This is a genomic window from Pseudonocardia sp. EC080619-01 (genome assembly GCF_001420995.1).
Classification (GTDB): domain Bacteria; phylum Actinomycetota; class Actinomycetes; order Mycobacteriales; family Pseudonocardiaceae; genus Pseudonocardia.
The window spans coordinates 2,920,528-2,940,651 of sequence record NZ_CP012184.1 but is presented as its reverse complement, the minus strand read 5'-3'; the positions used below and the strand labels follow the sequence as shown (position 1 = coordinate 2,940,651).

Annotated in this window: 17 protein-coding genes; 4 read left to right on the top strand and 13 right to left on the bottom strand. The window is 73.5% G+C overall.

Features of this window, described 5'->3' with window-relative positions; translation table 11 throughout:
- Positions 1-104: 104 nt before the first annotated feature.
- From AD017_RS13790 to AD017_RS37410, 6 genes are all read right to left on the bottom strand, one after another.
- Positions 105-1,295, bottom strand: a complete 1,191-nt coding sequence (locus AD017_RS13790; protein WP_010236184.1) for an ATP-binding protein — start codon at positions 1,293-1,295, stop codon at positions 105-107.
- A 702-nt stretch (positions 1,296-1,997) separates the two neighbouring features.
- Entirely contained in the window at positions 1,998-2,576 is a 579-nt protein-coding gene (locus AD017_RS13785; RefSeq protein ID WP_010236187.1) for an FxsA family protein, read from the bottom strand.
- A 29-nt stretch (positions 2,577-2,605) separates the two neighbouring features.
- Positions 2,606-4,162, bottom strand: coding sequence for a dihydrolipoamide acetyltransferase family protein (locus tag AD017_RS13780; RefSeq protein ID WP_060574460.1), 1,557 nt, complete (start codon positions 4,160-4,162; stop codon positions 2,606-2,608).
- A 10-nt stretch (positions 4,163-4,172) separates the two neighbouring features.
- Complete coding sequence (locus tag AD017_RS13775; RefSeq protein ID WP_010224216.1) at positions 4,173-5,147, bottom strand: alpha-ketoacid dehydrogenase subunit beta; 975 nt, start codon at positions 5,145-5,147, stop codon at positions 4,173-4,175.
- Entirely contained in the window at positions 5,147-6,337 is a 1,191-nt protein-coding gene (locus AD017_RS13770) for a thiamine pyrophosphate-dependent dehydrogenase E1 component subunit alpha (protein ID WP_060574459.1), read from the bottom strand. Before AD017_RS13770 ends, AD017_RS13775 begins: the two co-directional genes overlap by 1 nt.
- 211 nt (positions 6,338-6,548) lie before the next feature.
- Positions 6,549-6,899 (bottom strand): antitoxin, encoded by a 351-nt coding sequence (locus tag AD017_RS37410; RefSeq protein ID WP_060574458.1) that lies wholly within the window; start codon positions 6,897-6,899, stop codon positions 6,549-6,551.
- Positions 6,900-7,098: 199 nt separating this feature from the next.
- Here AD017_RS37410 and AD017_RS13760 point away from each other — a divergent pair, with 199 nt between their 5' ends.
- Genes AD017_RS13760 through AD017_RS13750 form a run of 3 tightly spaced genes read left to right on the top strand, consistent with a single transcriptional unit; the run spans position 7,099 to position 9,709 of the window.
- Complete coding sequence (locus AD017_RS13760) at positions 7,099-8,034, top strand: ABC transporter substrate-binding protein (protein WP_082399611.1); 936 nt, start codon at positions 7,099-7,101, stop codon at positions 8,032-8,034.
- Positions 8,031-8,936: an amino acid ABC transporter permease gene (locus AD017_RS13755; protein WP_010232047.1), complete on the top strand. Its 906-nt coding sequence runs from the start codon at positions 8,031-8,033 to the stop codon at positions 8,934-8,936. Before AD017_RS13760 ends, AD017_RS13755 begins: the two co-directional genes overlap by 4 nt.
- Before the next feature lie 20 nt (positions 8,937-8,956).
- Positions 8,957-9,709, top strand: a complete 753-nt coding sequence (locus AD017_RS13750) for an amino acid ABC transporter ATP-binding protein (RefSeq protein WP_145982845.1) — start codon at positions 8,957-8,959, stop codon at positions 9,707-9,709.
- Here the strand turns inward: AD017_RS13750 and AD017_RS13745 are convergent.
- Positions 9,706-10,284 (bottom strand): peroxidase-related enzyme, encoded by a 579-nt coding sequence (locus AD017_RS13745; protein ID WP_060574456.1) that lies wholly within the window; start codon positions 10,282-10,284, stop codon positions 9,706-9,708. The genes AD017_RS13750 and AD017_RS13745 overlap by 4 nt on opposite strands.
- Before the next feature lie 111 nt (positions 10,285-10,395).
- Here AD017_RS13745 and AD017_RS13740 point away from each other — a divergent pair, with 111 nt between their 5' ends.
- The gene (locus tag AD017_RS13740; protein WP_010232052.1) at positions 10,396-10,740 is read left to right on the top strand and encodes a hypothetical protein; all 345 of its coding nucleotides are present in this window, start codon (positions 10,396-10,398) and stop codon (positions 10,738-10,740) included.
- A gap of 18 nt (positions 10,741-10,758) precedes the next feature.
- Here AD017_RS13740 and AD017_RS13735 read toward each other — a convergent pair whose 3' ends face one another.
- From AD017_RS13735 to AD017_RS13710, 6 genes are all read right to left on the bottom strand, one after another.
- Positions 10,759-12,801 (bottom strand): hypothetical protein, encoded by a 2,043-nt coding sequence (locus AD017_RS13735; RefSeq protein WP_060574454.1) that lies wholly within the window; start codon positions 12,799-12,801, stop codon positions 10,759-10,761.
- A gap of 325 nt (positions 12,802-13,126) precedes the next feature.
- A complete protein-coding gene (locus AD017_RS13730) occupies positions 13,127-13,306 on the bottom strand; it encodes a YbdD/YjiX family protein (RefSeq protein WP_010241913.1) in 180 nt (59 codons plus the stop codon).
- The gene (locus AD017_RS13725) at positions 13,303-15,504 is read right to left on the bottom strand and encodes a carbon starvation CstA family protein (protein ID WP_227012743.1); all 2,202 of its coding nucleotides are present in this window, start codon (positions 15,502-15,504) and stop codon (positions 13,303-13,305) included. The genes AD017_RS13730 and AD017_RS13725 overlap by 4 nt, the downstream gene beginning before the upstream one ends.
- Positions 15,505-15,704: 200 nt before the next feature.
- A complete protein-coding gene (locus AD017_RS13720) occupies positions 15,705-17,531 on the bottom strand; it encodes a phosphoenolpyruvate carboxykinase (GTP) (RefSeq protein ID WP_060574453.1) in 1,827 nt (608 codons plus the stop codon).
- Positions 17,532-17,893: 362 nt separating this feature from the next.
- A complete protein-coding gene (locus AD017_RS13715; RefSeq protein WP_010241909.1) occupies positions 17,894-18,241 on the bottom strand; it encodes a hypothetical protein in 348 nt (115 codons plus the stop codon).
- Positions 18,242-18,437: 196 nt separating this feature from the next.
- A complete protein-coding gene (locus tag AD017_RS13710) occupies positions 18,438-20,033 on the bottom strand; it encodes an MFS transporter (protein WP_082399233.1) in 1,596 nt (531 codons plus the stop codon).
- Between the last annotated feature and the right edge of the window lie 91 nt (positions 20,034-20,124).

Genomic DNA, 20,124 nt, shown 5'->3' with positions numbered 1-20,124 from the left:
AGTCGGGGGTCCGGTGGCGCCGCGGGGCTCATCAGGGATTTCGCGACCACACGCCGTCCTGTTACACCGCAACTTGTTTTCACTCGTCCGGAGTAGTCGGGGGGTCAGGCGTTGGCGAGCAGGTAGCGCCCGAAGTGCGGCACGGTGAAGGCGATCTGCCCGCGCTGGGCGGAGAAGACGAGGCCCTTCTTCAGGAGGCTGTCCCGCGACGGCGAGAGCGACGACGCCCGCCGGTCGAGGTGCTTCGCCACGCCGGCCGTGTCGACGGGCAGGTCCTCGCCGTCGGTCAGCTCCGCCATCGCGCGCAGGTACTCGCGCTCGGCGGGGGTGGCGCGCTCGAAACGGGACCCGAAGAACCCGACGGCGAGCTCGGCCTCCGCCTCCGGCGCCGCCATCGCGATGTCGCGGGGACCGATCGGGCTCGTCGGGGCCGCGTCCCAGGCCGCCTTGCCGTAGGCCTGCACGAAGTAGGGGTAGCCGCCCGACCGCTGGTAGAGATCGTCGAGGGCGTCCTGGTCGAACGTCGCGTCCTCCCGCTCGGCGGGTGCGAGCAGCGCGAAGTCGGCGTCCTTGCGATCCAGCCGGTCGATCCGCGAGTACTTGAACAGCCGCTCGGAGTACGACTTCGACGCCGACAGCACCGCGGGCAGGTGCGGGAGCCCGGCGCCGACGACCACCAGCGGGACCCGCGACTGGGACAGCTCGTGGCAGGCGGCGCAGAGCGCGGAGACGTCGTCCGGCCGCAGGTCCTGCATCTCGTCGATGAGCAGGGCGATGCCGGAACCGACGTCCTGCGCCAGCTCGGCGACCTCGGTGAACAGCTCGACGAGATCGATCTCGATGTCCCCGGAGTCGGCCCGCCCGTTACGCACCGGGACGTCGATGCCCGGCTGCCAGCGGTCGCGCAGCTTCGTGCCCTCGGGCGACGACCGCAGCGCGAACGCCTTGAGCACGCCGAGCACCTCGTCGATCCGCTCCGGGGCGCGGTGCCGGACCGCGAGGTCGCGGATCGCGCGGTGCAGGGCGGCGGAGAGCGGACGGCGCAGGTCGGCGTCCGGCCGGGCCTCGATCTTCCCGGCGCCCCACCCGGCGTGCATCGCCATCGAGCGGAGCTCGCCGAGCAGCACCGTCTTCCCGACGCCGCGCAGGCCGGTGAGCACCAGGCTCCGCTCCGGACGGCCCCGCGCGACCCGCTCGAGGACGATCTCGAAGGCGTCCACCTCGCGGTCCCGTCCGGCCAGCTCGGGCGGGCGCTGCCCGGCCCCGGGGGCGAACGGGTTGCGCACCGGATCCATGGACCGACGGTATCCGGCGGTCTTCCGGATTCCGTAGACGGCGACGACGGGCGCACGGCGTGTCGCCGCGATCCACCCGGCCGGCCCAGTGCCGGACGGGACCGCGCCGCCTTTCGACGGTGCCTCTTCTGCGAATTCGCTTCCCCAGGCAGCGATTCCACGGAAAGGGTCACCACCCGGCCCGGCCGCCACCATCCGCATTGTTCACGGAACGTGACTGCTCACCGCGCCGGTCCCGGTTCCGGGGACCCCGGCCCGGCGATCCGGGAACGGTCGGTGCGTACCCGCGGGGTGAATCACATCGCTGTCGTCACGATCCGGTGGCCTCGGCCGGTGAGCCTTCCGTGACCTGCGACGACCGGCGACACTTCACATCGGGACGATCCGGTCGCCCCGCCCCGCCCCGGAAGGAAGTGCCGTGAACCGACGTCGTGGACGGCACCGCGCCACCGAGACGCACCACTCCACACTGCGGATGCGCCCGATCACTCAGCGTTCGACGACCCAGCGTCGCCGACCGTTGGACGGGCTGCGCAGTCTCCTCGCCGGAGCCCGGCCCGGCTGGTGATCGTCGGCGGGGGTGGCCCCGACCGCCCCCGCCGTACTCCCGGCTCCGTGCCGCCCCGTGCCGCCCCGTGCCGCCCCGTGCCGCCCCGTGCCGCCCCGTGCCGCCCCGTGCCGCCCCGTGCCGCCCCGTGCCGCTCAGCGGTCCCGGCGGTCCCCACCGTCGACGATCTCGCCCTCGACGACCTCGCCGTCGACGACCGGCCCGGTGATCCTCGGCGGAACGGCGCCCGGCCGGCGGCGCTCCTCCGTGACGGTGTCGCCGTCCACCACGGTCTCGCCGTCGACGACGGTCGCGCCGTACCGGATCCGCGCGGTGCGCAGGCCCGGGGCGGCACGCTCCGCCGCGGCCACCATGCGGCGCCGGGCGAGTGCGCGGGTCGGCGGGAACACCAGCGCCAGGCCGAGCACGTCGGTGATCAGGCCCGGTACGAAGAGCAGGACACCGCCGATCGCGATGAGCAGGCCGTCGGTCGCCTCCTCGTGCGCCAGCTTCCCGCGCTGCACCGCGGTGGCCAGCGCGCGGGCGGCGCGGGCACCCTCACTGCGGGCGAGCAGCAGACCGAGCACCGAACCGGCGAGCAGGACGAGCAACGTCCAGCCCAGCCCGATCCAGGCGATCAGCCCGGCGATCGCCACCACCTCGAGCACGACGTAGAGCAGCACGAACGGCATGCCCGTAGAACGCACGAGCACGCCGTTCTGCTCCCGGATCACCCGAATTCTCCGGAACGATCACAGATCGATCACCAGGTGAAGGCGATACCGGGATCCTCGAGCAGCGACCCGACGTCGGCCAGGAACCGGGATCCCTCGGCCCCGTCGACGAGCCGGTGGTCGAACGACAGCGCCAGCCGGCACACCGTGCGGACGGCCAGCTCGCCGTCGACCACCCACGGTGCCGGCTTGATCGAGCCGACGGCCAGGATCGCGGCCTCGCCGGGGTTCAGGATCGGCGTACCGGTGTCGACCCCGAAGACCCCCACGTTCGTGATCGTGAAGGTGCCGCCGACCAGGTCCGCCGGGGCCGTCTTCCCGGCCCGGGCGGTCTCGGTCAGCGTGCCCAGCGCCTCGGCCGTCCCGCGGAGGTCGAGCAGGTCGGCGTCGCGGATCTTGGGCACGACCAGGCCGCGCGGGGTCGCCGCGGCGATCCCGAGCTGCACGCGCTCGTAGTAGACGATCTCACCGGCGCGCTCGGCCCAGCTGGCGTTCACCGCGGGGGTGCGGCCCGCCGCGAGGCAGGCCGCCTTCGCGACGAACGCGAGCGGGGTCAGCCGGACCCCGGCGAACTCCCGGGAGGACCTCAGGCGCTCGCGCAGCGCCATGGTCGCGGTGACGTCGACGTCGAGGAACTCGGTCACGTGCGGGGCGGTGAACGCGCTGGACACCATCGCGGCGGCGGTCGCCTTGCGGACGCCGCGGATCGGCTCGCGCCGGTCCCCGGCCCCGGCGGGGCGGGCCGCCGCGGCCGGCGACGGTGCAGCCGGCGGCACGGCGGCGGATGCGGCTGCGGCGGGCGACGCGGCCGTCGACGACCCACCGGTGGGTACCGCGGTCGGCACGGCGGTGGATGCCGCCGCGGCGCGGACGTCGTCCCGGGAGATCCGGCCGTGCGCCCCGGTCCCCGCGACCGTCCGCAGGTCGACGCCGAGTTCGCGGGCCAGCAGCCGGACCGGCGGCGGGGCGAGTGGAACGAGCCCGGCCGTCGGCCCGGTCGCAGTTCCGGTCGCGGTTCCGGTCGCGGTTCCGGTCGCGGTTCCGGTCGCGGTTCCGGTCGCGGTTCCGGTCGCGGTTCCGGTCGCGGTTCCGGTCGCCTCGGCACGGACCTCGGCCGCCTCGTCGGGCCCCACCGCGGCGGCCGGCGCGGCCCCGGCCGGCGCCTCCGCCGGGGCAGGTGCGGTCCCGGCGTCGCCGCCGCCCGCGCCCCGCCGCGGCCGGCGCTTCACCGCACCCTGCCGCGGCCCGTAGCCGACGAGCGTCGCGATCCGGCCGTCCTTCCCGGCCTCGCCGATCTTCGCGCCACCCTCATCCGGCGGCCCGGCCCCGCCGGCCGGCGCACCGGATCCCGCGGTGTCGATCGCGATGATGGGCGTACCCACCTCGACGGTCGCCCCCGGCTCGGCCAGCAGCTCGCCGACCGTCCCGGCCCACGGTGACGGCAGCTCGACCGCGGCCTTCGCCGTCTCGATCTCCACGACCACGTCGTTCACCGCGACGGTGTCGCCGGGCGACACCCGCCACGCGACGATCTCGGCCTCGGTCAGTCCCTCGCCCACGTCGGGCAGGTTGAACAGCTCACGCATCCTCAGGTCCTCACCAGGCCAGCGAACGGTCGACGGCGTCGAGCACCCGGTCCAGGTCGGGCAGGAACTCGTCCTCCAGCCGCGACGGCGGGTACGGGGTGTCGAACCCCGTCACCCGCAGCACCGGGGCCTCCAGCGAGAAGAAGCACTCCTGCTGGATCCGGGCGGCGACCTCGGAGGTGATCGACGACTCGGACGGTGCCTCGGACACCACGACCAGCCGTCCGGTCCGGCGCACCGACTCGGCGACCGGCCCGAGGTCCAGCGGCGACAGCGTCCGCAGGTCGATCACCTCGAGGTCCTGGCCGTCCTCGGCGGCCGCGGTGGCGGCGTCGAGGCAGGTCTTCACCATCGGGCCGTAGGTGGCGAGGGTCAGCGCCGAACCGGGCCGGACGACCCGCGCGGAGTGCAGCGGCGGTGCCGCGCCGAGGTCGGTGTCGATCTCGCCCTTCTCCCAGTACCGGCGCTTCGGCTCGAAGAAGATCACCGGGTCGTCGGAGAGGATCGCCTGCTGGATCATCCAGTGCGCGTCGGCCGGGTTCGAGCATGCCACCACCTTCAGCCCCGCGACGTGCGCGAACAGCGACTCCGGGGACTCCGAGTGGTGCTCGACCGCGCCGATCCCGCCGCCGAACGGGATCCGGACGACGACGGGGACCGGGACCGCGCCCTGCGTCCGGTACCGGAGCTTCGCGAGCTGGGAGACGATCTGGTCGTAGCCGGGGAAGACGAAGCCGTCGAACTGGATCTCGCAGACCGGCCGGAACCCGCGCACCGCGAGCCCGACGGCAGCGCCGATGATCCCGGACTCGGACAGCGGGGTGTCGAGCACGCGCTGCTCGCCGAAGTCCTTCTGGAGCCCGTCGGTGATCCGGAAGACGCCGCCGAGCCGGCCGACGTCCTCACCCATGACCAGGACCTTCGGGTCACGCTCCATCGCGGCGCGCAGTCCGTCGTTGAGCGCCTTGGCCAGCGTGGTCGCCATCAGGACGCCTCCTCGCCGGTGAAGGACGCGTGGTACTCCAGGTACTCGTCGCGCTGGCCGTCGACCTGCGGCGACGCCTGCGCGTAGACCTCGGAGAACATGCGCTCCGGGCCGGGCTGCGGCATCGACCGGCAGAACGCGCGCAGGCGCTCGCCGAGCGCGTCCGCCTCGCCGTCGACGCCGTCGAAGAACCCCGGCTCGACGCCGTGCCGGCGCGTCAGGTGCACCCGGACCCGCTCGATCGGGTCCTTGAGCTTCCACAGCTCGACCTCGTCGGCGAGCCGGTAGCGGGTGGCGTCGTCGGAGGTGGTGTGCGAGTCCATCCGGTAGGTGAAGGCCTCGATCAGGACCGGGCCGTTGCCCGTGCGGCACTCCTCGAGCGCCCAGCGGGTGACGGCCAGGCAGGCGAGCACGTCGTTGCCGTCGACCCGGACGCCGGGGAAGCCGTAGCCGCGGGCGCGCTGGTAGAGCGGCACCCGGGTCTGCCGGTCCAGCGGCACCGAGATCGCCCACTGGTTGTTCTGGCAGAAGAAGACCAGCGGGGCGTCGTACGCGGCGGCCCAGACGAAGCCCTCGTGGACGTCGCCCTGGCTGGTCGCGCCGTCGCCGAAGTAGCAGATGGTGGCCTCACCCGTCTCCGGGTCGCCCACCTTCGACTCGAAGCGCTGGCCCATGGCGTACCCGGCGGCGTTCAGGCACTGGTTGCCGATGACGATCGTGTACGGGTGGAAGCGCTTCCCCGTGAAGTCCCAGCCGCCGTGGTCGGTGCCGCGGAAGATCCCGAGCAGCTCGGTCGGGTCGACGCCCCGGGTCCAGGCGACGCCGTGCTCGCGGTAGCTGGGGAAGCACATGTCGGTCGGGCGCAGCGCGCGCCCGGAGCCGACCTGGGCGGCCTCCTGCCCGAGCAGCGGCACCCAGATCCCCAGCTCGCCCTGGCGCTGCAGCGAGTTGCCCTCGCGGTCGGCCCGGCGGACCAGGACCAGGTCCCGGTAGAGCGACTTCAGGTCGTCGACGGTGATGTCGTCGGCGTAGCGGTCGAACCGCTCGTCCGGCACCCGCTCACCCTCCGGGGTCAGCAGCTGGACGAGCTCGGCGCCGCCCTCGTCGACCCCCTTCAGACCGGCGACGACCTGGTTCGGGCTGGGGCGTGACCGCGGATCGGTCGGTACCCACGCCTGCGGTTCCTGCACGGCGTACCTCCTCGGGGGTCACCCGGGCCGGGGTACCGGCCGGATGGTTCTTCCGCCGTGACCCGCACGGGTGGGCGGGCCAGGGACGCGCCGTCGCGTCACCGCCGATCCTGGCACGGGAGCGGGCGCCGGGGACAGGAGAGCCGCCCGTGGTGTCCACACACGACGGCCCCGGCACCGCGCGCGGTGCCGGGGCCGGACGCCGGGGGTCTCAGGAGCCCTGCTGCCCCGGCGACGGCGGCGGGAACGCCGGCGGCTGCTGCGGGTTCGGCGTGGTCGGCTGCCCGTTGCCCTGGACCGGCGGGTTGCCCGGGCGGCCCGGGGCCGGCGGCGTGGTGCCGGGGGCGCCGTAGCCGAAGCCCGGCTGCGGGATGCCGGCCGCGTCCTTGGCCTTGCGCGCGGCGCCCGAGATCTGGTTCGTGTACTTGCCCTTGGTCTGCTTGTCCACGAACTGGGCGGCGGAGTCCAGGGCCTTGCCGGCCTTGTCCGGGTTGGACCGGGCGTAGCGGCGGGCGGCCTCCACGGCACCGGCGAGGACGGTGAGTCGTCGGATCAGGGACATCGTGTCTGGACCTCCGTGACGGGGCGCGGCTCCTCGAGGGGCCGCGGGCTCGCGTGTCTCGTCGAACCCACGGTAGGGGAACGCGTGCCCGGCGGCAGGAAGTTCCCCGCCCGGACGGCCCGACCGACGGTGGTGGGACCGGGCGGTGGCACGATCGTGCCGTTCCGAGCACGTCCGGTTCGACCGTCTGGACCACACGATGACCCGTCTGCGACGCCGTCGCGCACGCCCGTTCGCCGGGCTCGCCGTCGCCGCCGTGCTGGCGCTGGCCGGTTGCGGGGTCGGCGGTGACGGCAGCGGCGGGCGCGACCCGGCCGCGGGCGCCGGCGTCGCCCCGGGGTCGGACACGCCGCTGCCCGCGGTGGCCCGCGACGACGCCCTCGCCGCACGCGTCCCGGCGGCGGTCCGCGCCGACGGCGTGCTCACCGTCGGAGTCGAACCGACGTACCCGCCGAACGAGTTCACCGCGCCGGACGGCGCGACCGTCGTCGGGATGAGCGTGGACCTCGGCACCGCGGTCGCCGCGAAGCTCGGCCTCGGTGTCCGGTACGAGACCGGCCAGTTCTCCGGGATCATCCCCGGCGTGCAGGGCGGCCGGTACGAGGCCGGGATGTCGTCGTTCACGATCAACCCGGAGCGGTCCGGGGTGGTCGACATGGTGTCGTACTTCTCGGCCGGGACGAGCCTGGTCGTCGCGGCCGGGAACCCGGAGGGCATCACCCCGGACGACCTGTGCGGGCGCCCGGTCGGGGTGCAGGCCGGGACGACCCAGACCGAGGAGGTCGTGGGCCGGGACGAGGCGTGCGTCGCCGCCGGGCGGGAGCCGATCCGGGTGACGGAGCTGCTGGCCCAGACCGACGTGACGCTGGCGCTCGTCGCGAACCGGGTGGACGCGATGCTGGCGGACTCGCCGGTCGCGTCCTACGCGGTGACGCAGTCGCGCGGCACCACCGAGATCGTCGGACGGCCCTACGACACCGCGCCGTACGGGATCGTCCTCCCGAAGGACGGGGAGCTGAGCGACCCGCTGCGCGCGGCACTGCAGGAGCTGATCGACGACGGCACCTACCGGCGGATCCTCGACCGCTGGAACGTCGGCGACGGCGCGATCACGACCTCGGAGGTCGGCCGATGACATCGCCCGGGGCCCGTCCGGAGCCACGCGACGCCGTTCCCGTCCGGCACCCGCTGCGCTGGGTCGCGGTCGCGGTGCTGGCCGTGCTGGCGTCGATGCTGGTCAACACGCTGCTCACGAACGAGAACTTCCGCTGGGGCACGGTCGGCGAGTACCTGTTCTCCGAGCCCGTGCTCAACGGCCTGCGCAACACCCTGGTGCTGACGGCGCTGTCGATGGCGATCGGCATCGCGGGCGGGATCGGGCTGGCCGTGATGCGGCTGTCGCCGAACCCGGTGCTCAGCTCGGTCGCCGCCGTCTACCTCTGGGTGTTCCGCGGGACGCCGCTGATCGCGCAGCTCCTGTTCTGGTACTTCCTCTCGGCGCTCTACCCGCGACTGTCGCTGGGGATCCCGTTCGGGCCGGAGTTCGTCGTCGTCGACACGAACACGCTGATCAGCCCGTTCGCCGCGGCCCTGCTGGGGCTCGGGCTGAACGAGGCCGCGTACATGGCCGAGATCGTGCGGTCCGGGATCCAGTCGGTCGACGGCGGCCAGTCCGAGGCGGCCGGGGCGCTCGGCATGACCCGCGCCCAGACGCTGCGCCGGGTGGTGTTGCCGCAGGCGATGCGGGTGATCGTCCCGCCGACCGGCAACGAGACGATCGGCATGCTGAAGACGACGTCGCTGGTGGTCGTCATCGGGTACCTGGAGCTGCTCACCTCGGTACAGCGGATCTACTCGGCGAACTTCGAGGTCATCCCGCTGCTGATCGTGGCGGCCGCCTGGTACCTGGTGCTCACGTCGCTGCTGACGGTCGGGCAGCGCGCCGTCGAGCGCCGGTTCGGGCGCGGTGTCGCCGCGGGTGCCCCGGGCCCGTCGCTGCTGCGGAAGCTGGCCGGGACGAGCGGAGGTGCGTCGTGAGCGACACCGTGGGCACGCCGATGGTGCAGATCGAGGACGTCGGCAAGAGCTTCGGCGACGTCGAGGTGCTGCGCGGCGTCGACCTGGTGGTCGAGCCGGGCCAGGTGTGCTGCGTGATCGGGCCGTCCGGCTCGGGCAAGTCGACGCTGCTGCGCTGCATCAACCACCTGGAGCGCATCGACACCGGACGACTGCGGGTGAACGGCGCGCTGATGGGCCTGGAGGAGCGGGGCGGACGGCTGCACCGGCTCTCCGAGGCCGCGCTGGGCCGGCAGCGCCGGGACATCGGGATGGTGTTCCAGCGCTTCCACCTGTTCCCGCACCGCACGGCGGTGGAGAACGTCATGGAGGCACCGGTCGTCGTCCGCGGCCGGAAGCGGGCCGACGCCCGCCGGGACGCCCGGGAGCTCCTGGAACGCGTCGGCCTCACCGACCGCGCCGACGCCTATCCCGCCCAGCTCTCCGGCGGGCAGCAGCAACGGGTCGCGATCGCCCGCGCGCTGGCCATGCGGCCGTCGCTGATGCTGTTCGACGAACCGACCTCGGCGCTGGACCCGGAGCTCGTCGGGGAGGTGCTCGACGTGATGCGCGAGCTCGCGCGCGACGGCATGACGATGGTCGTCGTGACGCACGAGATGGGGTTCGCCCGCGAGGTCGGCGACACACTGGTGTTCATGGACGAGGGCCGGATCGTCGAGGCCGGGGACCCGCGCGCGGTGCTCTCCGACCCGCAGGAGGAGCGCACCCGCGCGTTCCTGTCGAAGGTGCTCTAGCGGGGCTGCCTGCCCATCAGGAAGAACTCCGGGTTCGGGCGCAGCGCGGTGAGGTGCGCGAGCCGGTTCGACATCGCGAACAGTGCCGTGATCGCGCCGACGTCCCAGATCTCGTCGTCGGTCAGGCCTGCGGCGCGGGCGTCGTCGAGGTCGGCCTCGGTGAGTGCCTCGGACTGCCGGGCGATCAGCAGCGCAAGGTCGACGATCCCGCGCTCGCGCTCGGAGAGCTCCACCGCGTACGGGTTCGTCGCGACCCGGTCCGCGATCTCCGGGTCCTTGTAGCGGATCCGCAGGATCGCGCCGTGGGCGACGACGCAGTAGGTGCAGTGGTTCGCCCCCGAGGTCGCGACGACGACCAGCTCCCGCTCGGCCCGGGACAGTCCGTCGTCCGAGTCCATCAGCGCGTCGTGGTAGTCCAGGAACGCCCGCAGCTCCCGCGGACGGCGGCCCAGCGCGCGGAAGACGTTCGGGACGAAACCCGACCTCTCCGCGATCGCGCCGATCCGTTCCGCCAGGTCCGGCGGGAGACCGTCGAGGTCGACGTGCCCGAACCGGCTCACCTCGTGCTCTGCCATACCGCGGACGGTAGTGCCTCGACCGGCCGCGACGCGGCGCCCGGCCGTCCGGTGGGACGGGACGGTCCCCCGGGGTTGGCGCGCCCACCCCGATCCGGGACCATGCGCGCCATGGGAGTTCCGGAGCAGGTACGCGAGCAACTCGCGGCGTGGTGCGCGGAGCTGGTGCCCGCAGGGGAACGTGACCGGCGGCGGATCGGCTACACGACCGCCGGCGACGTCGTCACCATCCTCGACCGGCGGCCGCCCGCCTTCCCCGAGCTGGGAGCGGCGTGGGCGTCGACGGCGTTGGCGCAGCTGCGCGCCGACGACCCGGAGGCGGGCAGCTGGACCCTCTACATCCCGGCCGCACCCGGCTCCCGCGGACGCTGGGAACGGGTGCGGCCACCGGCCGCGGACCCGTTCGAGCTGCTGGACCGGATCGCCGACAGCATCCGCGCGGTCGGCTCGGGCTGAGCCCGGCCGGGCCCGGGGTCAGCTCCGCTCGGTACCGCGCCGGGCCGGGGCCATCGCCGACGGCGCCGACGGGCGGCTCTCGCCACCGGCGGCCGGGGGACCGGTCCGCGGGGCCGGCACCGCCGGGGCGGACACGATGTCGGCGACGCCGGCCCGGTCCGGGACCGACGACTCCGGGGGGACGGCCGGGACCGGCACGTCGGCGACCGGCACCTCCGCGCCGGTGCCGGACGACTCGCCGGCCGGTGTGCCGGTGCCGCGCAGGAACCGCGCCGACGCCTGGTTGAGCACCTCGAGCAGGGTCGTCCCGGACGACTCGGCACGCGGCTCGTCCCCGACGACGGCGAGCATCCGCGGCGCGGCCGCGGTCAGCAGCAGGCCGTCGGCCTGCAGCGCCCCGGCCCCCAGCACGACGACCAGGTCGGCCGAGTCCGCCGACGGCAGGTTCCGGAGCAGGTCGTCGCTGCCCGCCACGTGCAGCAGCCCGAAGCCGGGCACCTCCGCCGCGCCGTCGGCCGCCCAGGCCCGCGCCAGGTCCGGGTGCGACGCCGACAGCTCACCCAGCAGCCGCTGCAGCTCGTCGCGGTCCAGCATCTCCCGGCGGGCGCGACCCAGTTCCTCCAGCGCCGCCGCGTAGGCCTCCGCGTCGTGCCGGCGCAGCGCCGCGACGACCGCGGTGTGCTCGGGGGCGGTCGCGTCGAACGGCACCGCGGCCTCGCACCGGAGCGCGAGGCGCTCGAGCTCGTCCGCGGCCTCGGCCGGGTCACCGTGCTCGTCGTAGTCGACGATGGCCCGAGCCACCCGCTCGGCGGCGGCCAGGTCGGGGACCGAGACCGGCGAGTCCTGCTGCAGGAACAGCACGTCGTGCCGCAGCGCCCCGACGGACCGGGCGGCGGCTGCGATCTTGTCCAGCGCGTCGACGAGACCGGGCAGGTCCTGCGGCGAGCGGGGGACGGGGAGGCCGAGCACCGAGCACAGCCGGGCGATCTCGTCGTCGCGCCGGGCGAGGTGCAGGTGCTGGGAGACGGTGGCGATCTGGTCGTAGGTCTGCGGGGCCGCGCCGTCGAGGCGGAAGCCGCGCAGCAACGGCTCGGCCTCCTTCTGCTCCTGCGGCTTGAAGTACGAGCGGCTGCGCCCGCCGCTGTCGAGGAAGTCGAGGTAGCGGCGGATCGTGACGTCGCCGCCCTCGGGCAGCGGCTCCACCACCTCGACGCGCGCACCGCTCGCGAGGCGGGCCCGGTCGTCGCGCTGGCGGGCGGCGAGGCCCTGCAGCGACTCGAACTCGGCCCGCAGCCCGCTGTGCACCAGCCGACCGGCGACGCCCTGCAGCCGGTCGGCGTCGGGGGCCCCGGTCAGGGTCTCCAGCGACGCGAGCGCGCACCGCGCGACCTGGGTGACCGCGGCCCGCCGGTCGATCTCGAGATCGCGCAGCAGCCCGGGCACGATGCGGGCCTCACCGGAGGCGCCGGTGTCGGTGCCGTCGACCACCCGGTTCGCCCGGTCGCAACAGCCCGCGACGTCGGCCGGGCCGGGCAGCGCGTCCTCCGGCGGGAGCTGCTGGCCGGCGCGGCCGTACCGGTCGACGCCGGCGGTCGCGAGCAGCCTGCGGAGCCGCCGCAGCTCGGTCGAGGGGAGTGCCGGCAGCCGGTCGACGACCCGGCCGGCGACGTCCGCGGGCAGCGCGGCGCGCACCGCGCCGAGCCGCTCGGCCTGCGCACCGGTCAGGAGGACCCGCATGCCGTAGCCGGTCAGGTCGGCGAGCGCGCGGGCCAGCTCGGCCGGACCGGCCTCGGACAGGACGACCAGCGGCTCCTCGGAGACCGCACCGAGCAGAGTCTCCTCGTCCTCGTCGCCACGCCGCTGACGCGGCGGGACGGGGGACTCCAGCGCACCGGCCAGGGTGCGGATACCTGCGGGGACCCGGCCGTCGTGCACCTCGTCGACGATCCGCGACCGAGCCGCCCCGGTCGCCGGTCCACCCCGGCCGCTGCCCGCCAGTCGTTCCACGAACGCGACGAGAGCCTCCGGGTCCGTGCCCTCGGACACCCGGACATCCAGCATCGCGCCTCACACCTCCGCCGTAACCAGCATTCCCGCACCGAGGACGGCGCTCACGGTGTGTATCGCCGTGGAGCGCGCGGCGTTCCGTCCCGCCGCGTGCTCCGTTCCGGGCCGAACCGGATCTCGTCACGATCAGCGACGAGGCCTCGACCCGAACGGGACACCGCGGGATCGGTCCGGTCCCCTCCAGAGGCTACCTGTCACATCGTCACGCTGCGCCGATCTCTCACGACATCACGCAACGACGCCACACGCGCAGCCTCCGCGCACCACCCTGAGTGACAGCTGTACAGGGCACACTGCTCCGAGAGAGTGAAATCCCCCGTCAGCAACACCGGGCGGACGGAACCCGGTCCTGGCGGTCGGTCCGTTCCCGCCAGAAGGCACGCTCGGACAGCACCGGCGCGCCCGGATGGTGACGTGCCCGGTGCTCCAGGTAGCGCTCGTAGTCCCGCTCCCCGGCCAGCTCGCGCACGAACCGCCAGAGCGACCGCAGCCGGCTCATCCGCCCGTCCCGCTCTCGCTGAGCTCGCGCTCCCGCGCCCGCTCCTCCCGGGTCGGTACCAGACCCGACGGTGCCCAGATCCGCGACTCGACGTACGGGTCCTCGGTACCGCTGCGCAGCGGGCGCCCGCGCAGGGCCGCGATCCACACCCGGACCGAGTCGGCCAGCACGACGACGATGAGGACCGCGAACAGCGCGGTGAGAGCGGTGTCGAGGGTCGTGTTGAACACGACCTGCTGCATGTCCTCCACCGACTTCGCGGTGCCCATGCTGGTCTTCCCGGCGTCGAGCGCGTCCTGGTACTGCGTCCGCTGCGCCCAGAAGCCGAGCTTCGGGTTGTCCGAGAAGATCTTCTGGTAGCTCGCGGTCAGTGTCACCGCCGCGTCGAACACCAGCGGGACCAGCGTGATCCAGGCGTACCGGGCGCGTCCCGTCTTGATCAGCAGGGTCGTGCAGACCGCCAGCGCGACGGCGGCGAGCAGCTGGTTCGCGATGCCGAACAGCGGGAAGAGCTGGTGGATGCCGCCCAGCGGGTCGTTCACCCCGGCGTAGAGCAGGTAGCCCCAGGCACCGACGATCACCGCACTGGACAGCCATGCGGCCGGCTTCCAGCTCGTGTCGGCGAACCGCGGCCAGACGTTGCCGACGGTGTCCTGCAGCATGAAGCGCCCGACCCGGGTGCCGGCGTCCACCGTGGTGAGGATGAACAGCGCCTCGAACATGATCGCGAAGTGGTACCAGAAGGCCCGCAGCGCGTCGCCGCCGAAGACCTCGGAGAACACGGTCGACAGGCCGACCGCCAGGGTCGGGGCGCCGCCGGAGCGGCCGACCAGCGTCTGTTCCTCGACAGCCGACGCCGCCGCGGCGAGGTCCGCGGGCGAGATCGTGAACCCGATCTGCTGCACCGCCGCCGACGCCGACTCCACCGTCGGCCCGAGCACGGTGGCCGGCATGTTCATCGCGAAGTACAGGCCGGGGTCGAGGATGCAGGCCGCGGCGAGCGCCATGATCGCGACGAACGACTCCGTGAGCATCGCCCCGTAGCCGATCACCCGGACCTGGGACTCCTTCTGGATCAGCTTGGGCGTCGTGCCGGACGCGACGAGCGCGTGGAAGCCGGACAGCGCACCGCAGGCGATCGTGATGAACACGAACGGGAACAGCGAGCCCGCCGAGACCGGGCCGAGCCCGTCCGAGGCGAACCGGGTCAGCGGCGCCATCTGCAGCGTCGGCCAGGCCAGCACGATCGACGCGGCCAGCAGCACGACGACGCCGACCTTCATGAACGACGACAGGTAGTCCCGTGGCGCCAGCAGCATCCACACCGGCAGCACCGACGCGGCGAAGCCGTAGACGACCAGTGCGAGGGTCAGCTGGTTCGCCGAGAGGTGGAAGACCTCGCCCCACGACGAGTCCTGCACCCAGCCGCCGCCGACGATCGCGAGCAGCAGCAGCGCGACCCCGAGGACCGACGCCTCGATGATCTTCCCGGGGCGCAGGTACCTCAGGTAGAGGCCCATGAACAGGGCGATCGGGATCGTCATCGCCAGCGAGAACGTGCCCCACGGGGAGTCGGCCAGCGCCTGGACGACGACCAGCGCGAGCACCGCCAGCAGGATGACCATGATCGCGAGGACGGCGACGATGGCGGCGATCCCGCCGACCGGCCCGATCTCCTCGCGGGCCATCTGGCCCAGGCTGCGGCCGCCACGGCGGGTCGAGAAGAACAGCGTGACCATGTCCTGGACCGCGCCGGCGAACACGACGCCGACGATGATCCAGACCGTGCCGGGCAGGTATCCCATCTGCGCGGCCAGCACCGGCCCGACCAGCGGGCCCGCACCGGCGATCGCGGCGAAGTGGTGTCCGAACAGGACGCGCCGGTCGGTGGGCTGGTAGTCCTGCCCGTCGTCGAGGCGCTCGGCCGGGGTCGCCCGGGTGTCGTCGACCCGCAGCGCCCGGTGCGCGATCCAGCGGGAGTAGAAGCGGTAGGCGATCGCGTAGGACGCGACGGCGGCGAAGACCAGCCAGGCCGCCGAGATCTGCTCGCCCCGGACGAACGCGACGATCGCCCAGGCGACGGCACCGACGACGGCGACCGCCGTCCAGATCGCGATCTGCCTCGGGTCACGGCGCCGGGGACCGGCCGTTCCCGTGCCGGGTCCCTCGGGTTCCCGCGGCCGCTCCGTCGTGACCATGACGCCCCCTCCGTGCACCGTGCGCGACCGGTGCCCCGCCGGCGCCGGCCCGGTCGGGGACGTTACGTCGCGCAATCACGGCTGTCACCGTTGCGCGGTGTGACGTTATGGAGTCGCCGCGGAGGACCGCCCGCGGAGGGTGCGGACACACGGGAGCCCCCGGCGGCCAGTGGCCGCCGGGGGCTCCGGTGGGCTCCCGGTCAGGCGCCGAGGCGCTGCTTCAGGGCCTCGAACTCGTCGCGGATCGACGACGGCAGGTTGTCGTCACCGATCTTCTCGAACCACTCCTCGATGAGCGGGATCTCGGCCTTCCACTCCTCGACGTCGACGGCCAGCGAGGCCTCGACGTCGGCGCGCTCGGCGTCGACGCCCTCGAGGTCGATCTGGTCGGCGGTCGGCACGAAGCCGATGGGGGTCTCGACGGCAGCCGCCGAGCCCTCCAGCCGCTCGATGACCCACTTCAGGACGCGGCTGTTCTCGCCGAACCCGGGCCACAGGAAGCGGCCGTCCTCGCCACGGCGGAACCAGTTGACGTAGAAGATCTTCGGCAGCTTGCCCTCGTCGGCGCTCTTGCCGACGTTCACCCAGTGCGCGAAGTAGTCGCCGACGTTGTAGCCGAGGAACGGCAGCATGGCCATCGGGTCGCGGCGGACCTCGCCGACCTTGCCGGCCGCGGCCGCGGTCTTCTCCGACGACATGGTGGCGCCCATGAAGGTGCCGTGCTGCCAGCTGCGGGCCTCGGTGACCAGCGGGACGGTGGTCTTGCGGCGGCCGCCGAACAGGATCGCCGAGATCGGCACGCCCTTCGGGTCGTTCCACTCCGGGGCGACGACCGGGCACTGGTCGATCGGCACGGTGTAGCGGGAGTTCGGGTGCGCGGCCTTGACGCCGGAGTCGGGCGTCCAGTCGTTGCCCTTCCAGTCGGTCAGGTGCTGCGGGTCACCCTCCAGGTCCTCCCACCAGACGTCGCCGTCGTCGGTCAGCGCGACGTTGGTGAACAGCGCGTTCCCGGCCTCGATGGTGCGCATCGCGTTCGGGTTGGTCTTCCAGTTGGTGCCCGGCGCGACGCCGAAGAAGCCGAACTCGGGGTTGGTGGCGTAGAGCCTGCCGTCCTCGCCGAAGCGCATCCAGGCGATGTCGTCGCCGACGGTCTCGGCACGCCAGCCCGGGATGGTCGGCTGCAGCATCGCGAGGTTGGTCTTGCCGCAGGCGCTCGGGAACGCGGCCGCGACGTAGTACGCCTTCTCCTCCGGGCTGATCAGCTTGAGGATCAGCATGTGCTCGGCGAGCCAGCCCTCGTCGTGCGCCATGGCCGAGGCGATGCGCAGCGCGTAACACTTCTTGCCGAGCAGGGCGTTGCCGCCGTAGCCGGAGCCGTAGCTCCAGATCTCCCGGGTCTCCGGGAAGTGGCTGATGTACTTGTCCTCGTTGTGCGGCCACGGCACGTCGGCCTGGCCGTCGGCGAGCGGGGCGCCGATCGAGTGCAGCGCCTTGACCCAGCGGTCACCGGCCGCGTCGAGCAGCGGCAGGATGTCCGCGCCCATCCGGGTCATGATCCGCATGGAGATGACGACGTACTCGGAGTCGGTGATCTCGACGCCGAGCTTCGGGTCGTCCGCGTTCGTCGGGCCCATGCAGAAGGGGACGACGTAGAGGGTCCGGCCCTTCATGCTGCCGCGGTACAGCTCGGTCATCGTCCGCTTCATCTCGGCGGGGGCGACCCAGTTGTTCGTCGGCCCGGCGCCGCGCTCGGTCTCGGTGCAGATGTAGGTCCGCTCCTCGACGCGCGCGACGTCGCCCGGGTCGGACGCCGCGTAGAACGAGTTGGGCTTCTTCTCGGGGTCCAGCCGCACGATCGTGCCCTGGTCGACCAGCTGGTCGGTGAACCGCGTCCACTCCGCCTCGGACCCGTCGCACCACACGACGCGGTCCGGGGTGGCCAGCTCGGCGATCTCCTGAACCCAGGCCACGACGCCCTGGTTGGTGGTCGGTGCGCGGTCGGTACCCGGAACGGTCGCTGCAGTCATGTCGTCCTGTTCTCCTCGCCGGCCCCGGCCCGTCCTCCGGGGGAACTACTGCGAGCCCGCTACCGGAGTCGGTACGGGCCCTGACGGGAAAAGGTGTACGGCGAGGCTACCCGCGGAATCGGGACGCACCCATGGGCCTCTTTGAGAGGTCAGGCACAGCACCGATCATGTAGATCGATCCAGAACAGAATCGCGTACGCCGTCGTCGTCCCTGGTGACGGGGTTGTCACACGAACGCAACCCGGCGCGGGTGACGTATTCGCCGACGCCGCGCGACGATACGGCGGAAATGCGCGGACTCGCGTCAGGGAAAGACACTCGTCGATCGGAACCCTGCGATTCAACGCATTCCTTGTTCCGACTTAGGCATTCGCAGTGCGTAAGGGGGTGCGGGCGGGGACGGCCGGCACCGCGGTCGGCCGGGCGAGCTCCGGCAGCATGATCGGGAGCCGGTGCGCGGTGACCTGCCAGTAGCGGGCGTCCGGGTCGGCCGCGCGCCAGGCGTCCGCGAGCCGGACGACGGCGTCCGGGTCGATGCTGCGACGCGGCCGCGGCCGCATGCCGCACCGCTCCCGGACGCCGGTGTCGAGCGCGCGCCAGGCGTCGGTGGCGGTGGAGTGCACGGACACCTCGGGCCGGCCGTCGGCGGTGCCGTCCACCGCCGCCTCCCCCAGGACCAGGGTGTAGGCGCTGACCACCTCGTACGGCACGGATCGCTCCCGGATGACGTCGGCTCCGGCGGCACGACGCGGCCGCCGCGGTCGGCCGTAGTGAACCAGCCGGGGGCACGTGTGAGCCCCGATCGGGCTACCGGACGGGCGGCGCGTCGCCGGAACCACCCGTCCGGGCCGCCGGACGGTCACCCGGCATCGTCACAGCTGGTTGCCGCTCGCTCACCGCGTGCGATCAGCGGTGGGCCCCGGAGCGCCGTGCCGCGTCCCCGTCCAGACCGGTCGCACCCGCTGCCAGCACCGTCCGGTGCGCCCGGCGCAGCCCGAGCCCGGCCGTCACCAGCACCACCGCCACGACGACGGCGGCCACCCCGGCCGCGACGTCGGCCCCGGCGACGAAGGCCTCCTGCGCCGACGCCGTGAGCGCGTCGGCGACCCCGGCCGGCAGGTCCGCCGCGGCACCGACGGCGGCCCCCAGGGTCTCCCCGGCCGCCGCCGGTGCGCCGTCGGGCAGCACGACGCCCGCCCGGTAGACCGCCGACAGCACGCCCCCGACCAGGGCCGTACCGAGCACCGCACCGATCTCGTAGGCCGTCTCCGACACCGCCGACGCGGCACCCGCCTTCTCCGGCGGCGCCGCGGCGAGGATGGCGTCGTTGGTGACGGTCTCGGAGAGCCCGATGCCCGCACCGATCAGCACCGCCGCCGACATCAGGAGCGCGACGGCGGAGTCGGCCCGCAGGAACAGGCAGGCGACGAAGCCGGCGAGCACCAGGGCCAGCCCGGTCGTGACGAGCCCGTGCAGCGGGTACCGCCGGGCGAGGCGGGCCGCGAGCAACCCGGCCAGGGTCGTGACCAGGAAGCCCGGGAGCAGGAGCAGCCCGGCCTGCAGCGGCGAGGCGCCGAGGACCAGCTGCAGGTACTGCGCGGAGAAGAACAATAGCCCGGTCAGGCCGAACATCGTCGTCGCGTTGGCCAGCGCGCTGTAGCGCAGCACCGGCCGGGCGAACAGCTCCAGGTCGATCAGCGGGTCCAGTCCGTTGCGGACCCGGCGCCGGGAGTGCAGCACGAACGCGACCGCCGATCCGGCACCCACCAGCACGGCGAGGCCGGCCGCAGGCGTGAGCCCGCCGGAGCCGACGAGCTTGATCGCCAGTACGAGCGGCCCCATCGCCAGCAGCGACAGCAGCACGCCGACCGGGTCCGGCCTGCCCGGTGCCTCCGCACGCGACTCCGGCAGGAGCAGCGGCGCGACCACCAGGAGCACGGCCATCGGCGGCACGCTCATCACGAAGATCGAGCCCCACCAGAAGTGCTCGAGCAGCAGGCCCCCGGCGATCGGGCCGAGCGCCGCCCCCGCGGCGAACCCGGTCGCCCAGATCGCGAGCGCCAGCCGCCGGTGGACGCGGTCGACGAAGACGGTCCGGAGCAGGGCGAGCGTGGCGGGCATCAGCATCGCGCCGAAGACACCGAGCAGCGCACGGGCGGCGACGAGCTGCTCCGCCGACGTCGCGAAGGCGGCCGCGAGGGAGACCGCGCCGAACCCGCCGACACCGATCATGAGGAGCCGGCGGCGGCCGATGCGGTCGCCGAGCGTCCCCATCGTGACGAGCAGCCCGGCCAGCACCAGCGGATAGACGTCGACGACCCAGAGCAGGGTCGTGGCGTCCGGGCGCAGCGCCGCGGTGAGCTCGGGCAGCGCCACGCCGAGGACCGTGTTGTCGATCGAGACCAGCAGGGTCGGGATCGCCAGCACCGCCAGCGCGAGCCAGGCACGCGGACCGGGCCGGGCCGTCGGTGCCGCCCGGTCGGTGAGCTCGGGCCGTGACATCTCTCGTCTCCTCGTCACTTCGCAGACCTGCTGGACTGTACCGTCCAGACGGTACGGTCATATACCGTCCGGACGGTACAGTCCAGCGCTG